Genomic DNA, 21,038 nt, shown 5'->3' with positions numbered 1-21,038 from the left:
AGATTCGCACAAATAAAATTTTTAATAGAAACAGGAGTGAGGTTGTTGCTATGAAAAAGAAAGGATTTTGGAAAAGCGTGTCAGCGCTGCTTCTTGCCTTTGCCATGTGCGTGGCTCAGGCGCAGCCGGTCGTTCTGGCGGCAGGCGGCAGCGCGGGCAGTTCCTCCAACCTGGCGCTGAATAAGACGGTGACTTATTCCGGCGTGGAGGGAGACAAAGTCAACGGCGAGTGGAAATACCCTCAGTTTGTGGGTGAGTCTGCGGTTGACGGCAAGTCTGATACCAGATGGTCCGCTGCGAAGACAGACGAGCAGTGGCTGACCGTGGATTTGGGAGCTGTGTATGAGCTCGGCGAGATCACGATCGATTTCCATGCAGAGTCGCCGGAGTACGAGATCCTCGTATCCGAGGACGGGCAGGAGTATACCTCTGTGGCGAAAGTGACAGATGGGAGCCAGGGCGATACTGTGACAAAGACTTTTGACGTGGATGGGGCTTCTGCAAGATATGTGCAGTACCAGCAGCACAGCATGTGGAAGCATTCCGGAAACGGGCAGTATTATGGAAGCAGTATCATCGAACTGACAGTTACGGAGAGCAAGGATTATGAGACTGCGCCGGATACCCTGCGTGTAGGTACATTCAACATTGCGGCGAATAAGAAGCCGGATGTGGATGAGCTGCGGGAACTGACAGAGAAGTATAATCTGGAAGTCGTAGGTCTTCGGGAAGTGGATATGAACACGGACAGGAATGACTACGATATGCTCAAAGCTTTCCAGGGAGATACATATCCCGCGGGATATTTCTCCAAGGCGATCGATTACGGCGGCGGTGAGTATGGGATTGCCACTGTGGCAAAATATGACTTTACGGAAAACAGCGAGACGCTTCTGGATACGGAAGCAGCGGGACCGGACAGCGAGGACAGAGTGTTCCAGCGCTCGGTGTTTGAAAAGGAAGGCAGAGAGATCGCTTTCTACAATACACATTTCAGCTATGAGAACCCGGAAGTGCGTGTGGTGCAGTTCACACAGCTGAAAGAGGCACTTGCAGAGGACGATACAGAATACAAGATCGTTGTGGGCGATTTCAATGCGGATCAGTACCAGAGCGAGTTTTATACCATGCTGGAGTCCATGGACATGGCGAACGGCTATGAGGGTGTATGGTATGATACGTTCAATGGCGTAGACGAGACAATGAAGGTCAATACCATTGACAATATCTTTGTGACCCGCAACCTGAGCATTGAGTCCGTGGAAATGGATGAGTCCGGGCTGTCGGACCACAATCTGTTCATGGCGGAGCTGAAGTTCCTTGACGAGCCTCAGGTATCCACAGAATGGCTCAGAGCTGTGATCGGAGAAGCAGAGGATATCAGCGGAGACGATTATACAGCAGAGAGTTACGCGGCGCTACAGAGCGCGGTAGATGCGGGAAAAGCTGTTATGGAGAACCCGGCGGACCAGGGTACAGTGGATGACGCTGCAAGGGCAGTGCTCGCTGCAATAGACGGTCTGAAAGAATTTAATCTTGCAGCCGGGAAAACAGTGACCTATTCCGGCGTGGAGGGAGACAAAAACTCAGACGGAAGCTGGGTTTATCCACAGTTTGTCGGCGAGATGGCAGTGGACGGAGACCAGGGGACAAGGTGGTCTGCTGCGAAGACGGACGAGCAGTGGCTTACAGTAGACCTGGGAGAAGTGAAAGAGATCTCACAGATCCTGATCTACTTCCATGCAGCGACAACTGACTGGAATGTCCAGATCTCTGAGGACGGAAAAGAATGGACGACTGTTTATGAAGAGAAGGATGGGGAAGACCACGGTCCCACGATCACAAAACAGATCACCTTCCCGATGCAGGAAGCAAGATATGTAAAATATCAGCAGAATAAGATGTGGAACCATGCTTCAAACGGTAAACAGTACAGCACAAGTATCTATGAGCTGGAAGTTTACCACAGCTTTGACACAGAGAGCATTGAGATCACAAATCCGACAGACGCGATCTCCGTCGGCGATACCTACAAACTGGAAGTGAAGATCCTTCCGGAGCTGGCGGGCAATAATCCGCTGACCTATTCCAGCAGCAATGAAGACGTGATCTCTGTGGATGATGAGGGAACGCTGGAAGCGCTGAAAGAAGGTACGGCAGTGATCACTGTTGCCGACCAGGCAGATCCGCAGATCAAGGCAGAGATGGAAATCCAGGCAGTGGAAGGAGAGATTGAAGTTTCCAGATTTGTCTTTGACGAGGAAGAGAAAGATATCACATCAAGAGAGGCGAGATTCCTTGAGTATTCTGTATATCCGGCTAATGCGGTCAACCCGGATGTGGAAGTGGAATGGAGCAGCTCTGATGAGGATGTTGCCACAGTGAACGAGGATGGGCTTGTAAAGGCAGTGTCCGAGGGAACAGCGGTGATCACAGTGCAGAGCGCGGATGATGCCGATGTAAAAGGCGAGATCACCCTTCATGTAAATGCTCCGGATTACAATACAGAGTATGACACGATGATGGACCGCTGGCAGACACGCGTGACAGGCGGGGATGACCTGGACATGGAAGATGAGGATATCAAGGCATATGTCCGGAAAATCTCTGATGAAGGCGAGGAACTCTGGGAGTCGCTCAATAAGAGCGGAGACAGAGAGTATCTGTGGGAGAAAGTCGCGAGCGATACTACGAGCGCTGACTATACGACACAGTTCACAAAGATCAAAAAGCTTGCCCTTGCCTTTGGTGTAAAGGGAAGCGCGCTCTATGAAAACAAAGAGCTGCTGGGTGATATCGTAGATGCCATCCAGTTCATGGTAACAGAGAAAAACTATAACGGAAGCTATTCTACCGGAAACTGGTGGGACTGGCAGATCGGATGTACGCAGCCGCTTGTTGACACCCTGATGGTCATCAGTGATTATGTGGATTACAGCGAGATCGAGCCCGCGGTAAAGAGTATCGAAGGGTATGCGGAGAAACCGAGCAAGCAGTGGCCGAGCTACACGGCGACAGGAGCCAACCGCACAGATATCGGACTCTCCGTGCTGGGAAGCGCGATCATCGCTAAGAATGATGAGAGAATGAACCTTGTGAAGACTGAGGTACCTGATGTCATGAAACTGGTGACCTCAGGCGACGGCCTGTATGCGGACGGATCTGTGATCCAGCATACAAAACATGCCTATACCGGAAGCTACGGCAATGAGCTCCTGAAAGGCGTGGGCAGGATCCAGTCCATTATCGCGGGCACATCCTTTGATATCACGGACGAGAGGATCAACAATGTATATGAAACTGTGATCAACGGATATATCCCGCTGATGCACAAAGGACAGATGATGTCCATGGTCAATGGAAGGAGTATTTCAAGGGCGCCGGGAACGAACCCGTTCACAACGGAATTCGCGGCAGGGTCTGAGACCATCTCCAATATCATGCTGCTGGCGTCAGGCGCGCCGGAAGAGTACAGCTCCGCGTTTAAGTCAGCGGTCAAGTACTGGCTGGAGGAGAGTGACGGCGCGTATGATTTCTATGGAAATGCGAGAGACTTTGACGCGCTCCTCGGAGCAAAAGAGATCATGAACGATGACTCTGTCACAGCGGAAAAATACGAGGGCATGAAAGTGTACGGCTCCATGGACAGAGTCGTACAGGTAAATGAAGATTATACAGCCGGTCTTGCCATGTACTCATCCAGGATCTACAATTATGAGTTCGGCAATACGGAAAATAAGAAAGGCTGGCATACAGGCGACGGAGTCCTGTATATCTATAACAATGACCTGAAGCAGTACGGAGAAGGCTACTGGCCGACAGTAGATCCGTACCGCCTGCCGGGAACGACAGTGGATACAAAAGAGCTGACGGACGGTTCCGGGTATAACAAGACTTCTCCGCAGTCATGGGTAGGAGGAGCGACCGACGGGACAAACGGCACAGCCGCTATGTACTACAATACGACAAACCTGGGGCAGGATATGGATCTCAAAGCGCAGAAGTCCTGGTTCTTCCTTGACGGAAAGATCGTGGCTCTGGGCGCGGGCATTACCGGGACCACGGACGCAGCGATCGAGACAACGGTTGAGAACCGCATGATGACCGGCGATGACAATGCCATCAGCTACAACGGCGAGGCGTGGGATAAGACAGAAGAGGAAAAGCAGGCAAAAGCCGGAGACTATGCATTCTTCAAAGGTACAGGAGAAGGGAACGACATCGGATATGTGTATTTAGACGATGCGGACATCTACCTCGCACAGGAGACACGCAGCGGGAAATACACAGATATCAATGAGTATTTCGTAAGCGATAAAGAGTACACAAATACATTCTTCAAGATGGGCATCAACCACGGAGACAGTGTGGACAATGGAACTTACGGCTATGTCCTGCTTCCGGGAAGCACAGAGGAAGAGACAGCGGCATTTGCTGAAAACAGCACGGTCGAAAACGTAAGGAACGATGTGGATGTGCAGGCTGTGAAGGATACACAGAGCGGCGTGTTCGCGATGAACGTATGGCCGACAGACGGCACAGGCGGCGAAAGTGTAAACGGCATTGCCGTGGACGCATCTGCATCCATCTATACGCAGACAAAGGACGGCGTAATGACCATCGCCATCAGCGATCCGAAGCAGAAAGATGTGCAGATCGGCCTGACACTGACAGACGGTTATGTTGAAGTCCTTTCTGCGGATGAGGGAGTGACAGTAAATGAAGACGGAAGCTTCACGGTCGACACGACAGACAGCGCGGGAGCGTCCTTTATCATCCAGGTAAGGATGCCGGCAGACAACTCCGCACTTCAGGAAAGCTATGACGCTGCGGCGGAGAAGCTCGCTGACGGAAACGTTTATACAGCAGACAGCACCGCAGCGCTTGAGAGGGCGATGGCAGCGGCAAAGGAAGTGCTGGACAATGACGCGGCAGACCAGACAGCGGTTGACGCCGCAAAAGAAACACTGGATACAGCGATAGAAGGGCTTGTGCTCCGGGCGGATGCAGAGACGCTCGCACAGCTCCAGGCAGCGGCGGACGAGCTCCGGGCGCTGGGAGAAAAAGCGACGGACGAGCAGTTCGGCTCCGCGGGGGATGTACTCGCGGCAGCGGACGAGATGCTGGCGAAAGGCGCGGAGAATATCAGCGCCGATGAGGCTAAGGCGATGACCGCGGACCTTCAGGCAGCGATCGATGCAGTGGAGAAAGCGATCGAGGAAGGTGAAACCGGCGACGGCGGCGAGGACAGTGATACCCCTGGCGGCGATACCGGGGATGGCTCCGATGACGGCGCGGACGGCAATGCTCCGGCAGCAGTACAGACCGGAGATGCGGCGCCGATCATGCTGTATGTATTCCTGGCAGCAGGCGCGGCGGTGATCGCGGTGCTCGCAGGCAGGTTCAGGAGAGTGAGATAACAGGCGCGGCTGAAAAATAAATAACGTACAGAGTGAAAAGGGACACCCTGAAATCGGATTTGGGACGTAGTAAAATCGAATTTTACTACGTCCCAAAAAGTTGTTGACAATTAAAAGTTTGGTGTGATATAGTAAAAAATGCACTATTGTGGAAAGGTGTGCCATATCAGCAGGAAAACTGCCGGTACAGCAGTCTTTTCACTTGTAGGGTTCAGACTGCCGGGAGGCTGAAAAAAGTTTTCTGCGGCTGAGAAAAATATAAGGAGTGAAACGTCAATGGAGAAAAACAGGATCCGTCCCATTAAAACCGGAAAAAGCTTCCGCATGAGCTATTCCAGGCAGAAGGAAGTATTGGAAATGCCAAATCTCATTGAAGTTCAGAAGGATTCCTACCAGTGGTTTCTGGACGAAGGACTCAAAGAGGTGTTCGACGATATTTCCCCGATCGCTGATTACAGCGGACATCTGAGTCTGGAATTTGTGGACTTTACACTTTGCGAAAAAGATGTGAAATATACGATCGATGAGTGCAAAGAACGCGACGCAACTTATGCGGCACCCCTGAAAGTCAGGGTAAGGCTCCACAATAAAGAGACTGATGAGATCAATGAACATGAGATCTTCATGGGAGACCTCCCTCTGATGACAAAGACAGGTACATTTGTCATCAACGGGGCTGAGCGTGTCATCGTCAGCCAGCTTGTGCGTTCTCCGGGCATCTACTATGGCATCGCCCACGATAAGCTTGGAAAGAAGCTCTATTCGGCGACAGTGATCCCGAACAGAGGAGCATGGCTTGAGTATGAGACTGACTCCAATGACGTTTTTTATGTGCGTGTAGACCGTACGAGGAAGGTGCCGATCACAGTGCTGATCCGTGCCCTCGGTATCGGGACGAACGCAGAGATCATAGATTTATTCGGTGAGGAGCCTAAGATCCTCGCAAGCTTTGGGAAGGACACTGCTGAGAATTATCAGGAGGGTCTGTTAGAGCTGTACAAAAAGATCCGTCCGGGCGAGCCGCTGGCAGTTGACAGCGCGGAGAGCCTGATCAACAGCATGTTCTTTGACCCGAGACGTTATGACCTGGCAAAGGTAGGACGCTATAAATTCAATAAGAAGCTTATGCTCAGGAACCGTGTCAACGGGCAGATCCTTGCGGAGGATGTAGTAAGCCCGCTGACAGGAGAGGTTGTCGCTGAGAAAGGGACAAAGATCACACGCGAGATCGCGGACGCGATCCAGAATTCTGCCGCGCCGTATCTGTGGGTAGAGGGAGAGGACGAGTCCAGGAACATCAAGATCCTTTCCAATATGATGGTAGACTTCCAGGCTGTCGTTGACATCGACCCGAAGGAAGTCGGAGTGACAGAGCAGGTATACTATCCGGTGCTGGCAGGGATCATCGAGGAGTCCGCGGGAGACATCGATGAGATGAAGCGGATGATCCGCCGCGACATCCACGACCTGATCCCGAAGCATATCACAAAGGAAGACATCTTTGCTTCCATTAACTATAACATGCATCTTGAGTATGGCATGGGAAATGACGATGACATCGACCATCTGGGCAACCGCCGTATCCGCGCGGTGGGCGAGCTGCTCCAGAACCAGTACAGGATCGGTCTGTCCAGACTGGAGAGAGTCGTGCGCGAGCGCATGACCACACAGGACCAGGAAGGGATCTCCCCGCAGTCTCTGATCAACATCAAGCCGGTGACCGCGGCAGTGAAGGAATTCTTCGGTTCCTCCCAGCTGTCCCAGTTCATGGACCAGAACAACCCGCTGGGCGAGCTGACCCACAAGAGACGTCTCTCCGCACTGGGCCCCGGCGGTCTGTCAAGGGACCGTGCCGGATTCGAGGTCCGCGACGTACATTATTCCCACTATGGAAGGATGTGCCCCATCGAGACGCCTGAAGGACCGAACATCGGTCTGATCAACTCGCTGGCATGCTATGCGAGGATCAACCAGTACGGGTTTGTCGAGGCGCCGTACCGCAAGGTCGATAAGTCTGATCCGCAGAACCCGCGCGTAACGGACGAGGTTGTCTACATGACAGCGGACGAGGAAGATAACTACCATGTGGCTCAGGCGAATACGCCTCTGGATGAGGAAGGGCATTTCGTAAATAAAAATGTGTCCGGTCGTTACCGCGAAGAGACACAGGAGTACGAGAGAAATAAATTTGATTACATGGATGTGTCCCCGAAGATGGTGTTCTCCGTGGCTACGGCGCTGATCCCGTTCCTGCAGAACGACGATGCGAACCGTGCCCTCATGGGATCCAACATGCAGCGTCAGGCAGTGCCGCTCCTTACGACGGAAGCTCCGGTCGTGGGAACAGGTATGGAAGTGAAGGCTGCCGTTGACTCCGGTGTGTGCGTGGTTGCAGAGAAGGCGGGAACTGTCGAGAGTTCTACATCCAAGGAGATCGTGATCCGTCATGAGGACGGGACAAAGCAGTCATACAGGCTGACAAAGTTCCAGCGGAGCAACCAGAGCAACTGCTACAACCAGAGACCGATCGTCAACAAGGGCGACGTAGTGGAAGAGGGACAGGTCATCGCAGACGGTCCGTCCACATCCGGCGGCGAGATGGCGCTTGGCAAGAACCCGCTCATCGGCTTCATGACATGGGAAGGCTACAACTACGAGGATGCGGTCCTCTTAAGCGAGAGACTGGTACAGGATGATGTATATACTTCTGTCCATATCGAGGAATATGAGGCAGAGGCGAGAGATACAAAGCTCGGGCCAGAGGAGATCACAAGAGATATCCCGGGCGTGGGCGACGATGCCCTGAAAGACCTGGATGAGAGAGGAATCATCCGGATCGGCGCAGAAGTGCGCGCAGGGGATATCCTTGTCGGAAAGGTGACTCCGAAGGGAGAGACAGAGCTGACCGCAGAGGAGAGGCTCCTCCGCGCGATCTTCGGCGAGAAGGCGCGCGAGGTAAGGGATACTTCCCTGAAAGTGCCCCACGGTGAGTATGGTATTGTTGTGGATGCCAAAGTGTTCACAAGGGAGAACGGTGATGAGCTGTCTCCGGGCGTAAACCAGGCAGTGCGCATCTACATCGCGCAGAAGAGAAAGATCTCCGTCGGAGATAAGATGGCAGGACGCCATGGTAACAAGGGTGTTGTTTCCCGCGTGCTTCCGGTGGAGGATATGCCGTTCCTGCCGAACGGACGTCCGCTGGATATCGTGCTGAACCCGCTGGGAGTGCCGTCCCGTATGAATATCGGGCAGGTGCTTGAGATCCACTTGAGCCTTGCGGCGAAAGCGCTGGGATTCAATATCTCCACGCCGGTATTCGACGGCGCCAACGAGGTGGATATCATGGATACCCTCGATCTGGCAAATGATTATGTAAATCTTGAGTGGGAAGAATTTGAGAAGAAGCACGGAGAGGAACTGCTCCCGGAGGTGCTCCAGTACCTGTCTGACAACAGGGATCACAGAGCGCTGTGGAAGGGCGTGCCGCTCTCCAGAGACGGTAAGGTGCGCCTGCGCGACGGCCGTACCGGAGAGTTCTTCGACAGCCCGGTAACGATCGGACACATGCATTACCTCAAACTGCACCACCTTGTAGACGATAAGATCCACGCACGTTCTACCGGTCCGTATTCTCTTGTCACACAGCAGCCGCTGGGCGGTAAAGCACAGTTCGGCGGACAGCGTTTCGGAGAGATGGAGGTGTGGGCTCTCGAGGCCTACGGCGCATCCTACACACTGCAGGAGATCCTGACAGTGAAATCCGACGACGTGATCGGACGTGTGAAGACATACGAAGCGATCATCAAGGGTGAAAATATCCCGGAACCTGGTATCCCGGAATCCTTCAAGGTGCTCTTAAAAGAGCTCCAGTCACTTGCCCTGGATGTGCGCGTGCTGCGTGACGACAACACAGAAGTGGAGATCATGGAGAACGTGGACTACGGCGAGACGGACCTGCGCCACATTATCGAGGGCGACAGGAAATACCGTGATGAGAATGAATCGTTTGGCGACCACGGATTCACAGAGCAGGAGTTTGTGGGCGAAGAGCTTGAAGATGTGGAACCTGAGGACGAGGAGCCGGATGACAGCGATCTCGATGCCATTGAGTTCGAGGAGTTTTCCGGTTATGATGAAGATTAATAGGAGGAGCCATATTTATGCCAAATAATAATGAACAACAATATCAGCCGTTAACATTTGATGCGATCAAGATCGGACTGGCTTCACCTGAAAAAATCATGGAGTGGTCCAGAGGCGAAGTGACAAAGCCGGAGACGATCAACTACAGGACATTAAAGCCTGAAAAAGACGGTCTGTTCTGCGAGAGGATCTTCGGGCCCAGCAAAGACTGGGAGTGCCACTGCGGGAAATATAAGAAGATCCGCTACAAAGGCGTTGTCTGCGACCGGTGCGGCGTAGAAGTCACAAAGTCCAGCGTACGCCGCGAGCGTATGGGGCATATCGCCCTGGCGGCCCCGGTATCCCATATCTGGTATTTCAAAGGGATCCCGAGCCGCATGGGTCTGATCCTTGACATCTCTCCGAGGACCCTGGAGAGGGTGCTGTATTTTGCTTCTTATATCGTGCTCGACAAAGGGGAGACAGACCTGCAGAACAAGCAGATCCTCTCCGAGGCTGAGTACCAGGAGCAGAAGGAGAAATGGGGCAGCGGCGCATTCCGCGTAGGAATGGGCGCTGAGGCTGTCAAGGAGCTCCTCGAGGCGATCGATCTTGACAAGGAATATGATGAACTCCAGGGCACGCTGGAGAATGCGACAGGCCAGAAGCGCGCGAGGATCGTGAAGCGTCTTGAGGTCGTGGAGGCATTCCGCGAGTCAGGCAACCGCCCGGAGTGGATGATCCTGACAGCGATCCCGGTGATCCCGCCGGACCTGCGTCCGATGGTACAGCTGGACGGCGGACGTTTCGCTACGTCTGACCTGAACGACCTGTACAGAAGGATCATCAACAGGAACAACCGTCTGAAAAGACTGCTGGAGCTGGGCGCGCCGGACATTATCGTGCGCAACGAGAAACGTATGCTCCAGGAGGCGGTGGACGCCCTGATCGACAACGGCCGCCGCGGACGTCCGGTCACAGGACCCGGAAACCGTGCACTGAAATCCCTTTCAGATATGCTGAAAGGTAAGTCCGGACGTTTCCGTCAGAACCTGCTCGGAAAACGTGTCGACTACTCGGGGCGTTCCGTTATCGTCGTAGGACCGGAGCTGAAGATCTATCAGTGCGGTCTGCCGAAAGAGATGGCGATCGAGCTGTTCAAGCCATTCGTTATGAAAGAACTGGTGGCAAACGGTACGGCTCATAATATAAAGAATGCAAAGAAAATGGTCGAGAGGCTCCAGCCGGAGGTGTGGGATGTGCTCGAGGAAGTGATCAAAGAGCACCCGGTAATGCTCAACCGCGCCCCCACGCTGCACAGACTCGGTATCCAGGCTTTCGAGCCCATCCTTGTAGAGGGTAAGGCGATCAAGCTGCATCCCCTCGTATGTACAGCGTACAACGCGGACTTCGACGGAGACCAGATGGCGGTCCATGTACCGCTGTCCCAGGAAGCGCAGGCTGAGTGCCGTTTCCTGCTGCTCTCCCCGAACAACCTGCTGAAACCGTCAGACGGCGGTCCGGTGGCTGTTCCGTCACAGGATATGGTCCTCGGTATCTACTATCTGACACAGGAGAGACCCGGGGCAAAGGGCGAGGGCATGTTCTTCAAGAGCACCAGCGAGGCGATCCTTGCTTACGAGAACGGCTATATCACGCTCCACTCCAAGATTAAAGTGCGTGTGTCCAGGACAATGCCGGACGGCACGGTGAAGACAGGTGTGATCGACGCGACACTGGGAAGGCTCCTGTTCAATGAGATCATCCCGCAGGATCTTGGCTTCGTAGACAGAGAAGTGGAGGGAAATGAACTCCTTCTGGAGATCGATTTCCACGTAGGAAAGAAGCAGTTAAAGCAGATCCTCGAGAAGGTCATCAATACACACGGTGCGACGCAGACAGCGGAAGTGCTCGATGATGTAAAGGCGATCGGATACAAGTTCTCCACGAGAGCGGCAATGACCGTATCCATCTCTGATATGACTGTGCCGCCGCAGAAACCGCAGATGATCGAGGAAGCCCAGAACACTGTGGACCGGATCACAAAGAACTACAAGCGCGGTCTCATCACAGAGGAAGAGCGTTACAAAGAAGTCGTAGAGACATGGAAAGCAACCGATGACAAGCTGACAGAGGCCCTGCTTTCCGGTCTGGATAAATATAATAATATCTTCATGATGGCGGACTCCGGAGCCCGCGGTTCTGACAAGCAGATCAAACAGCTTGCCGGCATGCGCGGACTGATGGCGGATACGACAGGACGTACCATTGAGCTGCCGATCAAGTCCAACTTCCGTGAAGGTCTGGATGTACTGGAATACTTCATGTCCGCCCACGGAGCGCGTAAAGGTTTGTCCGATACGGCTCTGCGTACAGCGGACTCCGGATACCTGACAAGACGTCTTGTCGACGTATCCCAGGAGCTGATCATCCACGATTCCGACTGTGTGGAGCCGGGCCAGGAGATCCCGGGAATGTATGTGCATGCATTCATGGACGGCAACGAGGAGATCGAGAGTCTCCAGGAGCGTATCACAGGGCGCTTCGCGTGTGAAGATATCAAGGACAAAGACGGCAATGTACTCGTGAAGGCGAACCACATGATCACTCCGCACCGCGCGGAGCGCGTGACAAAGAGAGGCGTGGATGAGAACGGCGAGCCGCTTCAGAGAGTGAAGATCCGTACGATCCTTACGTGTAAGTGCAAGAACGGTGTGTGCGCGAAGTGCTATGGAGCCAACATGGCGACAGGCGAGGCGGTACAGGTCGGCGAGGCTGTCGGTATCGTTGCCGCACAGTCCATCGGTGAGCCGGGTACACAGCTTACCATGCGTACCTTCCATACCGGCGGTGTTGCCGGCGATGACATCACGCAGGGTCTTCCCCGTGTGGAGGAGCTCTTCGAGGCGAGAAAGCCGAAGGGACTTGCGATCATCACAGAGTTTGCCGGAAAAGCGACAATCTCTGATACAAAGAAGAAGCGCGAGGTCATCGTCACAAACGACGAGACAGGCGAGTCCAAAGCTTACCTCATCCCGTACGGATCCCGCATCAAGGTGCAGGACGGCGCAATGCTGGAGGCCGGCGACGAGCTGACCGAAGGTAGCGTAAACCCGCATGATATCCTGAAGATCAAGGGACTGCGCGCAGTGCAGGACTACATGCTCCAGGAAGTGCAGCGCGTATACCGCCTGCAGGGTGTTGATATCAATGATAAGCATATCGAGGTCATCGTGCGCCAGATGCTGAAGAAAGTCCGCATCGAGGAGAAGGGAGACACAGACTTCCTGCCGGGCACCATGGTGGATGTGCTTGAGTTCAACGAGGTCAATGAGCAGATGGAGGCAGAGGGCAAAGCTCCTGCTGCCGGCGAGCAGATCATGCTCGGTATCACAAAGGCATCCCTTGCTACGGATTCCTTCCTGTCAGCGGCGTCCTTCCAGGAGACGACAAAAGTCCTGACAGAGGCAGCGATCAAGGGTAAGGTAGACCATCTGGTCGGCCTGAAAGAGAATGTCATCATCGGTAAGCATATCCCGGCTGGTACGGGTATGAAGAAATACCGCGATGTGGCGCTCAACACAGATGCGCATATGGAAGAGCTGATCGAGCTGAACCTGGATGAGGAAGATGCGGAAATACCGGAAGATGGGACAGAGCTGACAGCGTCAGAAGAGACAGCAGCTGACACTGCGGTATCAGAGAAGAATGATACGCCAGTGGAGGGTAAGGAATATGCGGAAGCAGCAGACAGTGCGGAAGACGCGGACAGCGAGGAAGAGGCAGGCGGAGACGAGATCAGTCACGATGGGGAATAAATGTCCTGAGATTGCCTGAAGAAAACAGAAAATAGAGACTGCAATTTAGGAGCAGAAATCCGATATCAGTAAAACTGACGGGTTTCTGCTCTTTTTTTGAAAAAATAATTTAAATATCCACAAAAATTTGATATGATAAAACAGATATATGTAAAAAACTACAAAAAAGTGGGAGAAAGGAAAGAGTTTATGAAAAGGAGAAAAAAGAGGCTTTTTGCCTTCCTGCTGGCGGCAGCGATGACTGCGTCCGGATTGCCGTTGCAGGGAGCAGAAACGGCAGAGGCAGCTCCGGGGACGGTGGGCGAGAATATTGTCCTTGGAAAAGAGGTCATAGCATCATCGACGGCGAACAACGCCGGACCGGAACTTACCGTTGACGGCGTGAAGGACCAGACCCAGCAATGGAACTCAGCGGATATGAAAGACTGGGGACAAGCCCCGGATACAGGCAGGGACGAAGATGCCCAGACTCCGCAGTGGATCCAGATCGACCGGGGAGCGGATGCAGAACCGGCAGACATTACATCGATCAAGCTCTGGTATAACATGAAAGTCTGGCCCATGGAGTACAAGATCCTGACAGCACAGACATCTGATCTGGCTGCTGACCCGGCAGACACATCTGTGGACCTCGGAGAATGGACGGAAGTCATCTCCGTGGACCGGCCGTCGTCCAACGGGTTTGCTGTCAACGGGCCAGGACAGGATATCGCGGACACGGATGCGAATACAGACACGATCACAGCGGATACAACCCCCGCCCTGAACGAAGGTGTTCAGATCCAGAGATATGTCCTTGTCTATGTCACAAAGGTAAACGCGCAGGCGCCGGGAAATAATGTGAACCTTCGCGAGATCGAGATCTTTGACGATACGGTCGATGTGGATGTCAACGCAGTCCTCGGCTCGATCACGGAAGCGGACCTGGCAGTCTCGGACGGCAGGGTGGCAGTAGATAAAGAAGTCCCGGGAGCGAGGATCAGTGTCAGGGGAAGCACTCTGGAAAATGTGGTGGACAATGACGGAAACCTGACCGGCTTTAATATCGGCAGCCGGGACGTCACTGTGATCGTGCGCGTGGAGAGCGAGTCAGATCCGTCGCAGTATGCGGAGAAGAACATGGCGGTCACTGTCCCGGACAACAGTTCCGCCTATCCGGCGGCGTATTTCCCGGAAACAGCGGAGCCGAACGGAAAGCCGGAGGTCATCCCTTCCCTGCAGGAATGGTACGGCTACAGCGGCGATTTCGAGCTGAAAGAGACATCGAGGATCATCTACAATGACGCGGCGGGCGCAGGGATCGAGGCAGTGGCTGCGAACATGAAGGCAGACCTTCTTGAGATCACAGGACTGGACCTGGCGGTGCAGGCAGGGACAGAGGACGCTGCCGGAGCAGATGATATTTATATCGAATCACAGGCTGAAGATACATACAGAGTCGGCGGTGAGGGCTACCTCATGGTGACGGATGACAGCGGCCTTAAGATCTACGCTCCGTCATATACGGGCTGCCTCTACGGAACGATCACGGCAGAGCAGATCCTGTACCAGGCGGACGGAAACCGCACAGTGCCAAAGGGGATCACGAGGGACTATCCGGCGTATGAGGTAAGAGGCGTCATGCTTGACGTGGCGCGCACGCCTTACCGTCTGCAGCAGCTTCACGACTATGCGAAAGTGCTGCTCTGGTATAAGATCAATGAGTACCACCTGCATGTCAATGACAATGATAATGCGAATATCAGCGCCTCTGTGGAGGACCATGTGGGATTCCACCGGCTGGAGAGCGACCGATTCCCGTCCCTGGAATCCGGGGTAAAACACGCGGGCGTGCCGTCGGATCTGATCAATGCGGATTATTATCTCAACAATGAGGATTATCAGGGGAATCCGCAGTATACGAAAGAAGAATGGAGAGAGCTGCGCGAGCTGTGCAGCGGTCTGGGCATCAATATGATCACGGAACTGGATCTGCCCGGACACTCCCTGCTCTATAATGAGTATGCGGACGAGAACCCGGACAATATCCCCGAGCTGGAAGGCGGTATCCGTTATACGTCCGGCGGGCTCGGAAATAACGGCGGGGCGGAGCTCATGGACCTGGTGGGCGAAAATTCGGAAAGAGCCCTCTGGTTCGCGGAGGAACTCTGGGATGAATACACAGAAGGCAGCGACCCGGTCATTTCCGGCAGTGTGGTGCACATCGGCGCGGATGAGTACTGGGATCACAATACAGCGGGGATCCGGGATGCTTTCGCAAACTTCGCGGACAGCCTGCGGCAGGTGATCCAGGGCAACCTTGGCGCAGACACCAAGATCCGTATGTGGGGTGCGGGGGAAGGAATGTTCTCCACCGCTGAGACGGCCCTGGAAGGCGTGGATCTCCAGGAAAATTATCAGTTGGATGTCTGGTATCACGGCTATGAAAATGCAAAGGAGAGGATCCGGGAAGGCTATGAGGTGATCAACTGCCGCGATGCCTACATGTACGGAAATCCGGGGCGCACGAACCGCGATGTGCCCAACGCGGAATATGTTTATAATGAGTGGAACCCTGCCATGTTCCAGGACGGGGCGCCGGGGACCGGGAGCAATCCGCTCCTGGGCGAGCCGGGGCTTCTGGGAGCCAAGACTGTGATCTGGGGTGACCAGAGCCAGGAAGGGATGACGGAGAGGGATGTAAACCAGAGAGTGCTGCGCGCAGTGTCCATTGTCAGTGAAAAGACATGGGGCGGCACGGATGAGAGCGAGCCTTTCGAGGAATTCGAGCAGAGGGCAGCGCGGCTGGCAGAGGGACCGGGCACGGAGATCGCCATGGAGATCGATTCCGGGACCTCCCTTGTGCTGGACTATGATTTTGACAATCTTTCGTCAGACGGCATGACAGTCTATGATACCAGCGGGAATGGATATAACGGCACGCTGAGCAAAGCGGGGACAGTAAGCGGGGACGGCTGGCTGACCTTTGACGGAGGCGTGCTGAGCACACCGCTCAAGACACTGTCCTATCCGTACACAGCGGCGTTTACAGTCCGCATCGATGCAGAGGAGGCAGAGCAGAATACGACGGCGTCCTCCGTGTTCTCGGGTTATGACGGACAGCTCCAGATCGCGGGGACGGCAGACGGCAGTCTTTCCGCGAACGTGAATTACTTTACGAGAGATTTTAACTACAATGTCCCCACGGACGGCACAGAAGTAAATGTGATGCTCGTGGGAACCTTCCAGGGGACAAAGCTGTATATCAACGGCCAGCTCCAGACGTTCCTGTCGCAGAAATCCGACCAGGACGGAGTGGCGCCGGGAAATGTCACATCCATGTATTCGTCCTTCCCGCTTCCGCTCGAGAAGATCGGGGAAGGGCTCCACGGCGAGATCGCGGATCTCCAGGTGTATAACAGGGCATTCTCCGCGGAAGAAGCGGCGGCCTACTATACAGATGCATGGACATCGGATACTTCGAAGATCAACGTAGCGCAGGATGCGTATGCAGGCGGGATTTCCAGGACCGTGGGAGACGCATCCGCTTACGACAATGCGGACGGCCGTGTGCGTGTGGCATTTAAGGCAGTGGACGGGGATGGATTCGCACAGGCGGCAAGTCCGGCGGATCGGATGGATGAGTCCACATCTGACATTTATTCCTACTGGAAAGGAAACCGCACGGACAGCGCCCTGAACATCGACCTGGGCCAGATGAGGAATGTCAGCGAGGTACAGATCCAGTGGAGATACGGCGGAAAGGGCAAAGACTTTGACATCCAGATCTCAGAGGATGGGGAAAACTGGGAAACATGGAAAGAGATCCGCGGGAACCAGGATTTCCTCAGCATCATATCCGCTGACGGAGAGCCGGTGCAGGCGCGCTGCGTCCGCATGCAGGGGATTTCGTCCAACTCTGTGTCAGGGTACATGATCCAGGAGTTCATGATCTATGAAGTCACGGATAAGGCAGAGCTTGCGGACAAGCTTGCGGAGGCAGAGCAGATCGTCGCGGAAAAAGGCCTTGGCTTTGAGACAGAGGACGGGGCGGACAGAGCGCTCTTCGAGGCAGTCGTGCAGGCAAGGGCAGTGCAGGGCAATCTCCTCACCACAGAAGATGAGATCGGGCAGGCACTCACAGAGCTTACGGCAGCGCTTGATGCCCAGCCAGAGCCGGAACCGGAACCTGAGCCGGAGCCGGAGCCGGAACCAGAACCGGAACCCGAGCCAGAGCCGGAAGAAACCTTTACTGTTACAGCCGGGACAACAGAAGGGGCGGAGATCACGCTCCCCCAGGAAAGTAAGGCCGGAGAGACTGTGACAGTGAAAGTCAAAGTCACGGATACAGATAAAGAGATCGCGGCTGTAACGGTCACTGGGGTATCCGGTGATGTGGCCGTAACGAAAGTAAGTGAGACCGAATATACATTTATCATGCCGGAAGAAGGCGTGACGGTGAATGTTGTGCTGAAGGATAAGGCAGAGGAGGGGACGGATCCGGCACCTGAAGATCCGGACCCAACGCCGGAAGACCCGGATCCACAGCCAGAGAAACCTGATGCTGATAAAAATGATCCCGCTGACAAGGGGGCAGTGCCGACCGGGGACAGCGCTCCAGTCGGAGCACTCGGGTCGCTTGCGGCGGCTGCGGCGCTGGCAGCGCTTCTGGCGGGAGGTGTGATCGTCAGACGCAGAAAATGATCCGGTAAAATTAAAAAGGAAGCATTTGTGAAGGAAGCATGGGGCTGTCACACTAAGTGAATTTTTGGTGTGACAGCCCCGATTTTCTCAATCACGGTTTTCCCTTAAATACAGATTTGAAACCTCAAATTATGTAGGTGGTTATACCACCTCATAGGGATTTAATAAAGGCCTCCAAAACCGTTGAAAATAAAGGATTTTTCGCACTCTGCTCGCCTTATCCCTTTATACGATTTCACACCGCTTTACCCTTGCTCCGAGAAGTTATAAGGGCAAAAGCAAGGGCAGGAAAAACTGATAACACGATATAACAAGGTGTGGCAATCGGGAAACTGTGATGTATGTGCGAATATATGATTTTGGAGGATTACAAAATGGAACAGTACATCTATAACCAGCAAAACGGTCTTTGGTATGAGCTGCGGGGCGATTATTATATCCCCTGCTTGGAATTACCAGCCGAAAAAGAAGAACGGTCTATCGGCGTATGGGGGCAGCGTCATTTGCGGTATATCCGAGAGTATAAAAAGGCTCTTTATACCAACCTTTTGACAAGCGGCAAGCTGCAATCCTATCTTGCCGATGTGGAAGAACAGGCGCAGGAGCTGTTTGACCGGCTTATGAAACAGTGGGCAGAGCGTGAAGGCATTACCGAAACGCTGAAAGCCGACAATCAAATGGAGTGGGTGCAGAGAATGAACGCCCTGCGGTCAGCGGTTATAGAAACCGTCAATGCCGAGGTAATCTTCGTATGAGAAAAAAGAAATACCACCTTTATTTGACGGCAGAAGAAAGACGGTATCTTTTCAACGCTCTGCTGGCTTACCGCAATAAGCTGCTGACGCAGGGCAGATACACAGACCTTATAGACGAGGTAATGATAAAGCTGCAAAATTGAGCCTGTAACGCTTTCAGACGCAAAATTGAGGGGCAAGGTACAAACACCTTGCCCCTCAAAGTTCAGGCTCAAAATGCGGCTTAAAATCAGGTTTTTTTGACCTCTAAATGTCGACGCAGCGGAATAGAAGGTTTGACCTGAATTGTTGATAGCGCACCCATTTTTTCTCGAAAAGAGGTTGAAATCCAGCGGGATTTGTGGTAAAATTTTATATGTATATTTATATTCAGAAAGGGGCTTGACAAAAATGGCGGCAAGACGCACACTGTTAGCAAGCAAGCAAGCAAGCAAGCAAGCAAGCAAGCAAGCAAGCAAGCAAAGCGTAATTCTGTCTTTTTTTCCTGTCAAGCAGAAATTCCGAATAAAAACAGAAGGTGTATTCTGCCCATTCTATCATGGGCGGGATGTGCCTTGTTGTGTTTTTTCGGCACATCAATAACTGTAAAAGAAAGGAAAGGACGAAAATGAAAACAGGAAAAAAGATACCGGCACTGCTGCTTTCGCTGGTTATGTCGGTAACGCTGCTTCCCGGCGCTGTACTGGCAGCGGAAGCGGGAACACCCTCAGTTGCCTGTGAAGCAACAGAGGGCTGCACGCTGGAAGCAGGACATGACGGCGAGTGTGTGCTGCGCGGTGAAAACAGTATCGCGTCACAGGCGCAGGATGTAACGAATCAGGTCGATTCGAAAGCGGGAAACGGCAGCTGGGATGACATCATCGATCAGATCCACACTATACCGAAAAACGACACGTGGGACGGAAATGGGGATATTGTCGTTGATATTGATTGTCCCGATTATATAATCGTTGATAGTGCGATGATGGCATGGGGCTATGATCCGGTAATTGTGAATGGGATCATGATTTCCAATACAAATAAGACGGTTACATTAACGGAATCCGGCCTTAGAGAATTCTTTCAGAATAGGAATGATCTAAATGGTGGGACTGCACAAATACACTTCTATTTAAAAAATTTAAATGACGATTCCGCTGGTAGTTTACAGGTCTACTGTGAGGTCGAAATACTTCCTCTGACAGTTGATGAATCATGGCCGTATGATGTTGGATATTTTAATGGTATGAGTGCAGCCGAAGAAGATGTTCTTCAGGCGGTTACTACTAACCGGGCAACTACAATAAAAGTGCATATGACAAACGGACTTTCGGCGGAGAACATTTTGTCGGAAACTGTACTTAACCAGTTGAAAACAAACCAAAAAAACTTGGTTGTAAGCTATACGGGTATGTATGAGACCGAATGGACGTTTACCGGAAATGCAATTGCAGATGTAACGGGAGACGTTCATTTAGGGGTCACGACAAGTGAAGCTGCGGAGGGAATTTCTGATTTGATACCGGAGGGCACAGCCACGCAGATTTTTGAGTTTTCCCACAGCGGCGTGCTTCCGGCTGGAACCAGCTTCATGACAGAACTTCCTTCCGGAAAATTCGGAGAAACCTCCTATCTGTATCACCACAATGCAAGTGAAAATAAGCTGGAGTATGTCGGCGAACTCAGTACTGCTTATGGTCGGGTAACAATGAACCTGACGCATTGTTCCGCCTACGTACTTACAGATGTAAAATTACCTGCAAGCGGCCATGTGGTTTATCCGGCGGAACATCAGCATGAATATAAAGTAGTAGATGAAAAGCCGGCTACCTGTACAGAAGCAGGCTATGAAGAAAGCGTCTGCCAGATTTGCGACGATAAACAAGTAAAAGAAATTGCTGCTCTTGGACATAGCTTTACGTGGGTAACGGATAAGGAAGCGACTGCCACAGAAGCAGGTTCCAAGCACGAGGAATGCACCGTCTGCGGCTATGAGAAAGCAGCGGTGGAAATTCCCGCAACGGGGACAACAGAAGAACCGTCCAAGCCTTCAAAGCCGAGCGAAACACCGTCTGAGCTACCGACAGATACCGATAAGCCAAGCGGCGACCAGACGGGAGATACCACTTCTCCGCAGACCGGCGATGACAGCAATATCGCTCTTTGGATTGCGGTACTGCTGGCTGCTGGCGCAGCCCTGACCGGCACAGCCGTTTACAGCCGCAAGAGAAAATACAGCAAATAAATCCATATAACCATGC

7 protein-coding genes are annotated in these 21,038 nt (G+C 53.1%); 6 read left to right on the top strand and 1 reads right to left on the bottom strand.

Annotated elements, in window-relative coordinates:
- Nucleotides 1-50 precede the first annotated feature (50 nt).
- From B5G27_RS05595 to B5G27_RS05575, 5 genes are all read left to right on the top strand, one after another.
- The gene (locus B5G27_RS05595; RefSeq protein ID WP_087177946.1) at nucleotides 51-5,420 is read left to right on the top strand and encodes a polysaccharide lyase family 8 super-sandwich domain-containing protein; all 5,370 of its coding nucleotides are present in this window, start codon (nucleotides 51-53) and stop codon (nucleotides 5,418-5,420) included.
- 276 nt (nucleotides 5,421-5,696) lie between these two features.
- Nucleotides 5,697-9,563, top strand: coding sequence for a DNA-directed RNA polymerase subunit beta (gene rpoB / locus B5G27_RS05590; protein WP_087177945.1), 3,867 nt, complete (start codon nucleotides 5,697-5,699; stop codon nucleotides 9,561-9,563).
- 17 nt (nucleotides 9,564-9,580) lie between these two features.
- A complete protein-coding gene (gene rpoC / locus B5G27_RS05585; RefSeq protein WP_087177944.1) occupies nucleotides 9,581-13,360 on the top strand; it encodes a DNA-directed RNA polymerase subunit beta' in 3,780 nt (1,259 codons plus the stop codon).
- A 189-nt stretch (nucleotides 13,361-13,549) separates the two neighbouring features.
- Nucleotides 13,550-18,043, top strand: coding sequence for a family 20 glycosylhydrolase (locus tag B5G27_RS05580; RefSeq protein ID WP_162611198.1), 4,494 nt, complete (start codon nucleotides 13,550-13,552; stop codon nucleotides 18,041-18,043).
- 374 nt (nucleotides 18,044-18,417) lie between these two features.
- Nucleotides 18,418-18,798, top strand: coding sequence for a TnpV protein (locus B5G27_RS05575; RefSeq protein WP_087178157.1), 381 nt, complete (start codon nucleotides 18,418-18,420; stop codon nucleotides 18,796-18,798).
- On the opposite strand, the gene B5G27_RS15965 is transcribed toward B5G27_RS05575, so the two are convergent.
- On the bottom strand, nucleotides 18,717-19,289 hold the full coding sequence (locus B5G27_RS15965; RefSeq protein WP_162611197.1) for a hypothetical protein: 573 nt from the start codon (nucleotides 19,287-19,289) through the stop codon (nucleotides 18,717-18,719). The genes B5G27_RS05575 and B5G27_RS15965 overlap by 82 nt on opposite strands.
- A 116-nt stretch (nucleotides 19,290-19,405) precedes the next feature.
- Between B5G27_RS15965 and B5G27_RS05570 the strand changes: the two genes are divergently transcribed.
- Complete coding sequence (locus B5G27_RS05570) at nucleotides 19,406-21,022, top strand: hypothetical protein (protein WP_087177942.1); 1,617 nt, start codon at nucleotides 19,406-19,408, stop codon at nucleotides 21,020-21,022.
- The last annotated feature ends 16 nt before the right edge of the window (nucleotides 21,023-21,038 follow it).

Source organism: Lachnoclostridium sp. An76 (assembly GCF_002161355.1).
Taxonomy (GTDB): Bacteria; Bacillota; Clostridia; order Lachnospirales; family Lachnospiraceae; genus Mediterraneibacter; species Mediterraneibacter caccavium.
Note: the sequence above shows the minus strand (reverse complement) of the source record. Positions and strands in the feature narration are given on the sequence as shown.

Excerpts from the sequence above, each read along its gene's own strand:
- B5G27_RS05595 (WP_087177946.1), top strand. The coding sequence starts at position 51 with ATGAAAAAGAAAGGATTTTGGAAAAGCGTGTCAGCGCTGCTTCTTGCC.
- rpoB (WP_087177945.1), top strand. The coding sequence starts at position 5,697 with ATGGAGAAAAACAGGATCCGTCCCATTAAAACCGGAAAAAGCTTCCGC.
- rpoC (WP_087177944.1), top strand. The coding sequence starts at position 9,581 with ATGCCAAATAATAATGAACAACAATATCAGCCGTTAACATTTGATGCG.
- B5G27_RS05580 (WP_162611198.1), top strand. The coding sequence starts at position 13,550 with ATGAAAAGGAGAAAAAAGAGGCTTTTTGCCTTCCTGCTGGCGGCAGCG.
- B5G27_RS05575 (WP_087178157.1), top strand. The coding sequence starts at position 18,418 with ATGGAACAGTACATCTATAACCAGCAAAACGGTCTTTGGTATGAGCTG.
- B5G27_RS05570 (WP_087177942.1), top strand. The coding sequence starts at position 19,406 with ATGAAAACAGGAAAAAAGATACCGGCACTGCTGCTTTCGCTGGTTATG.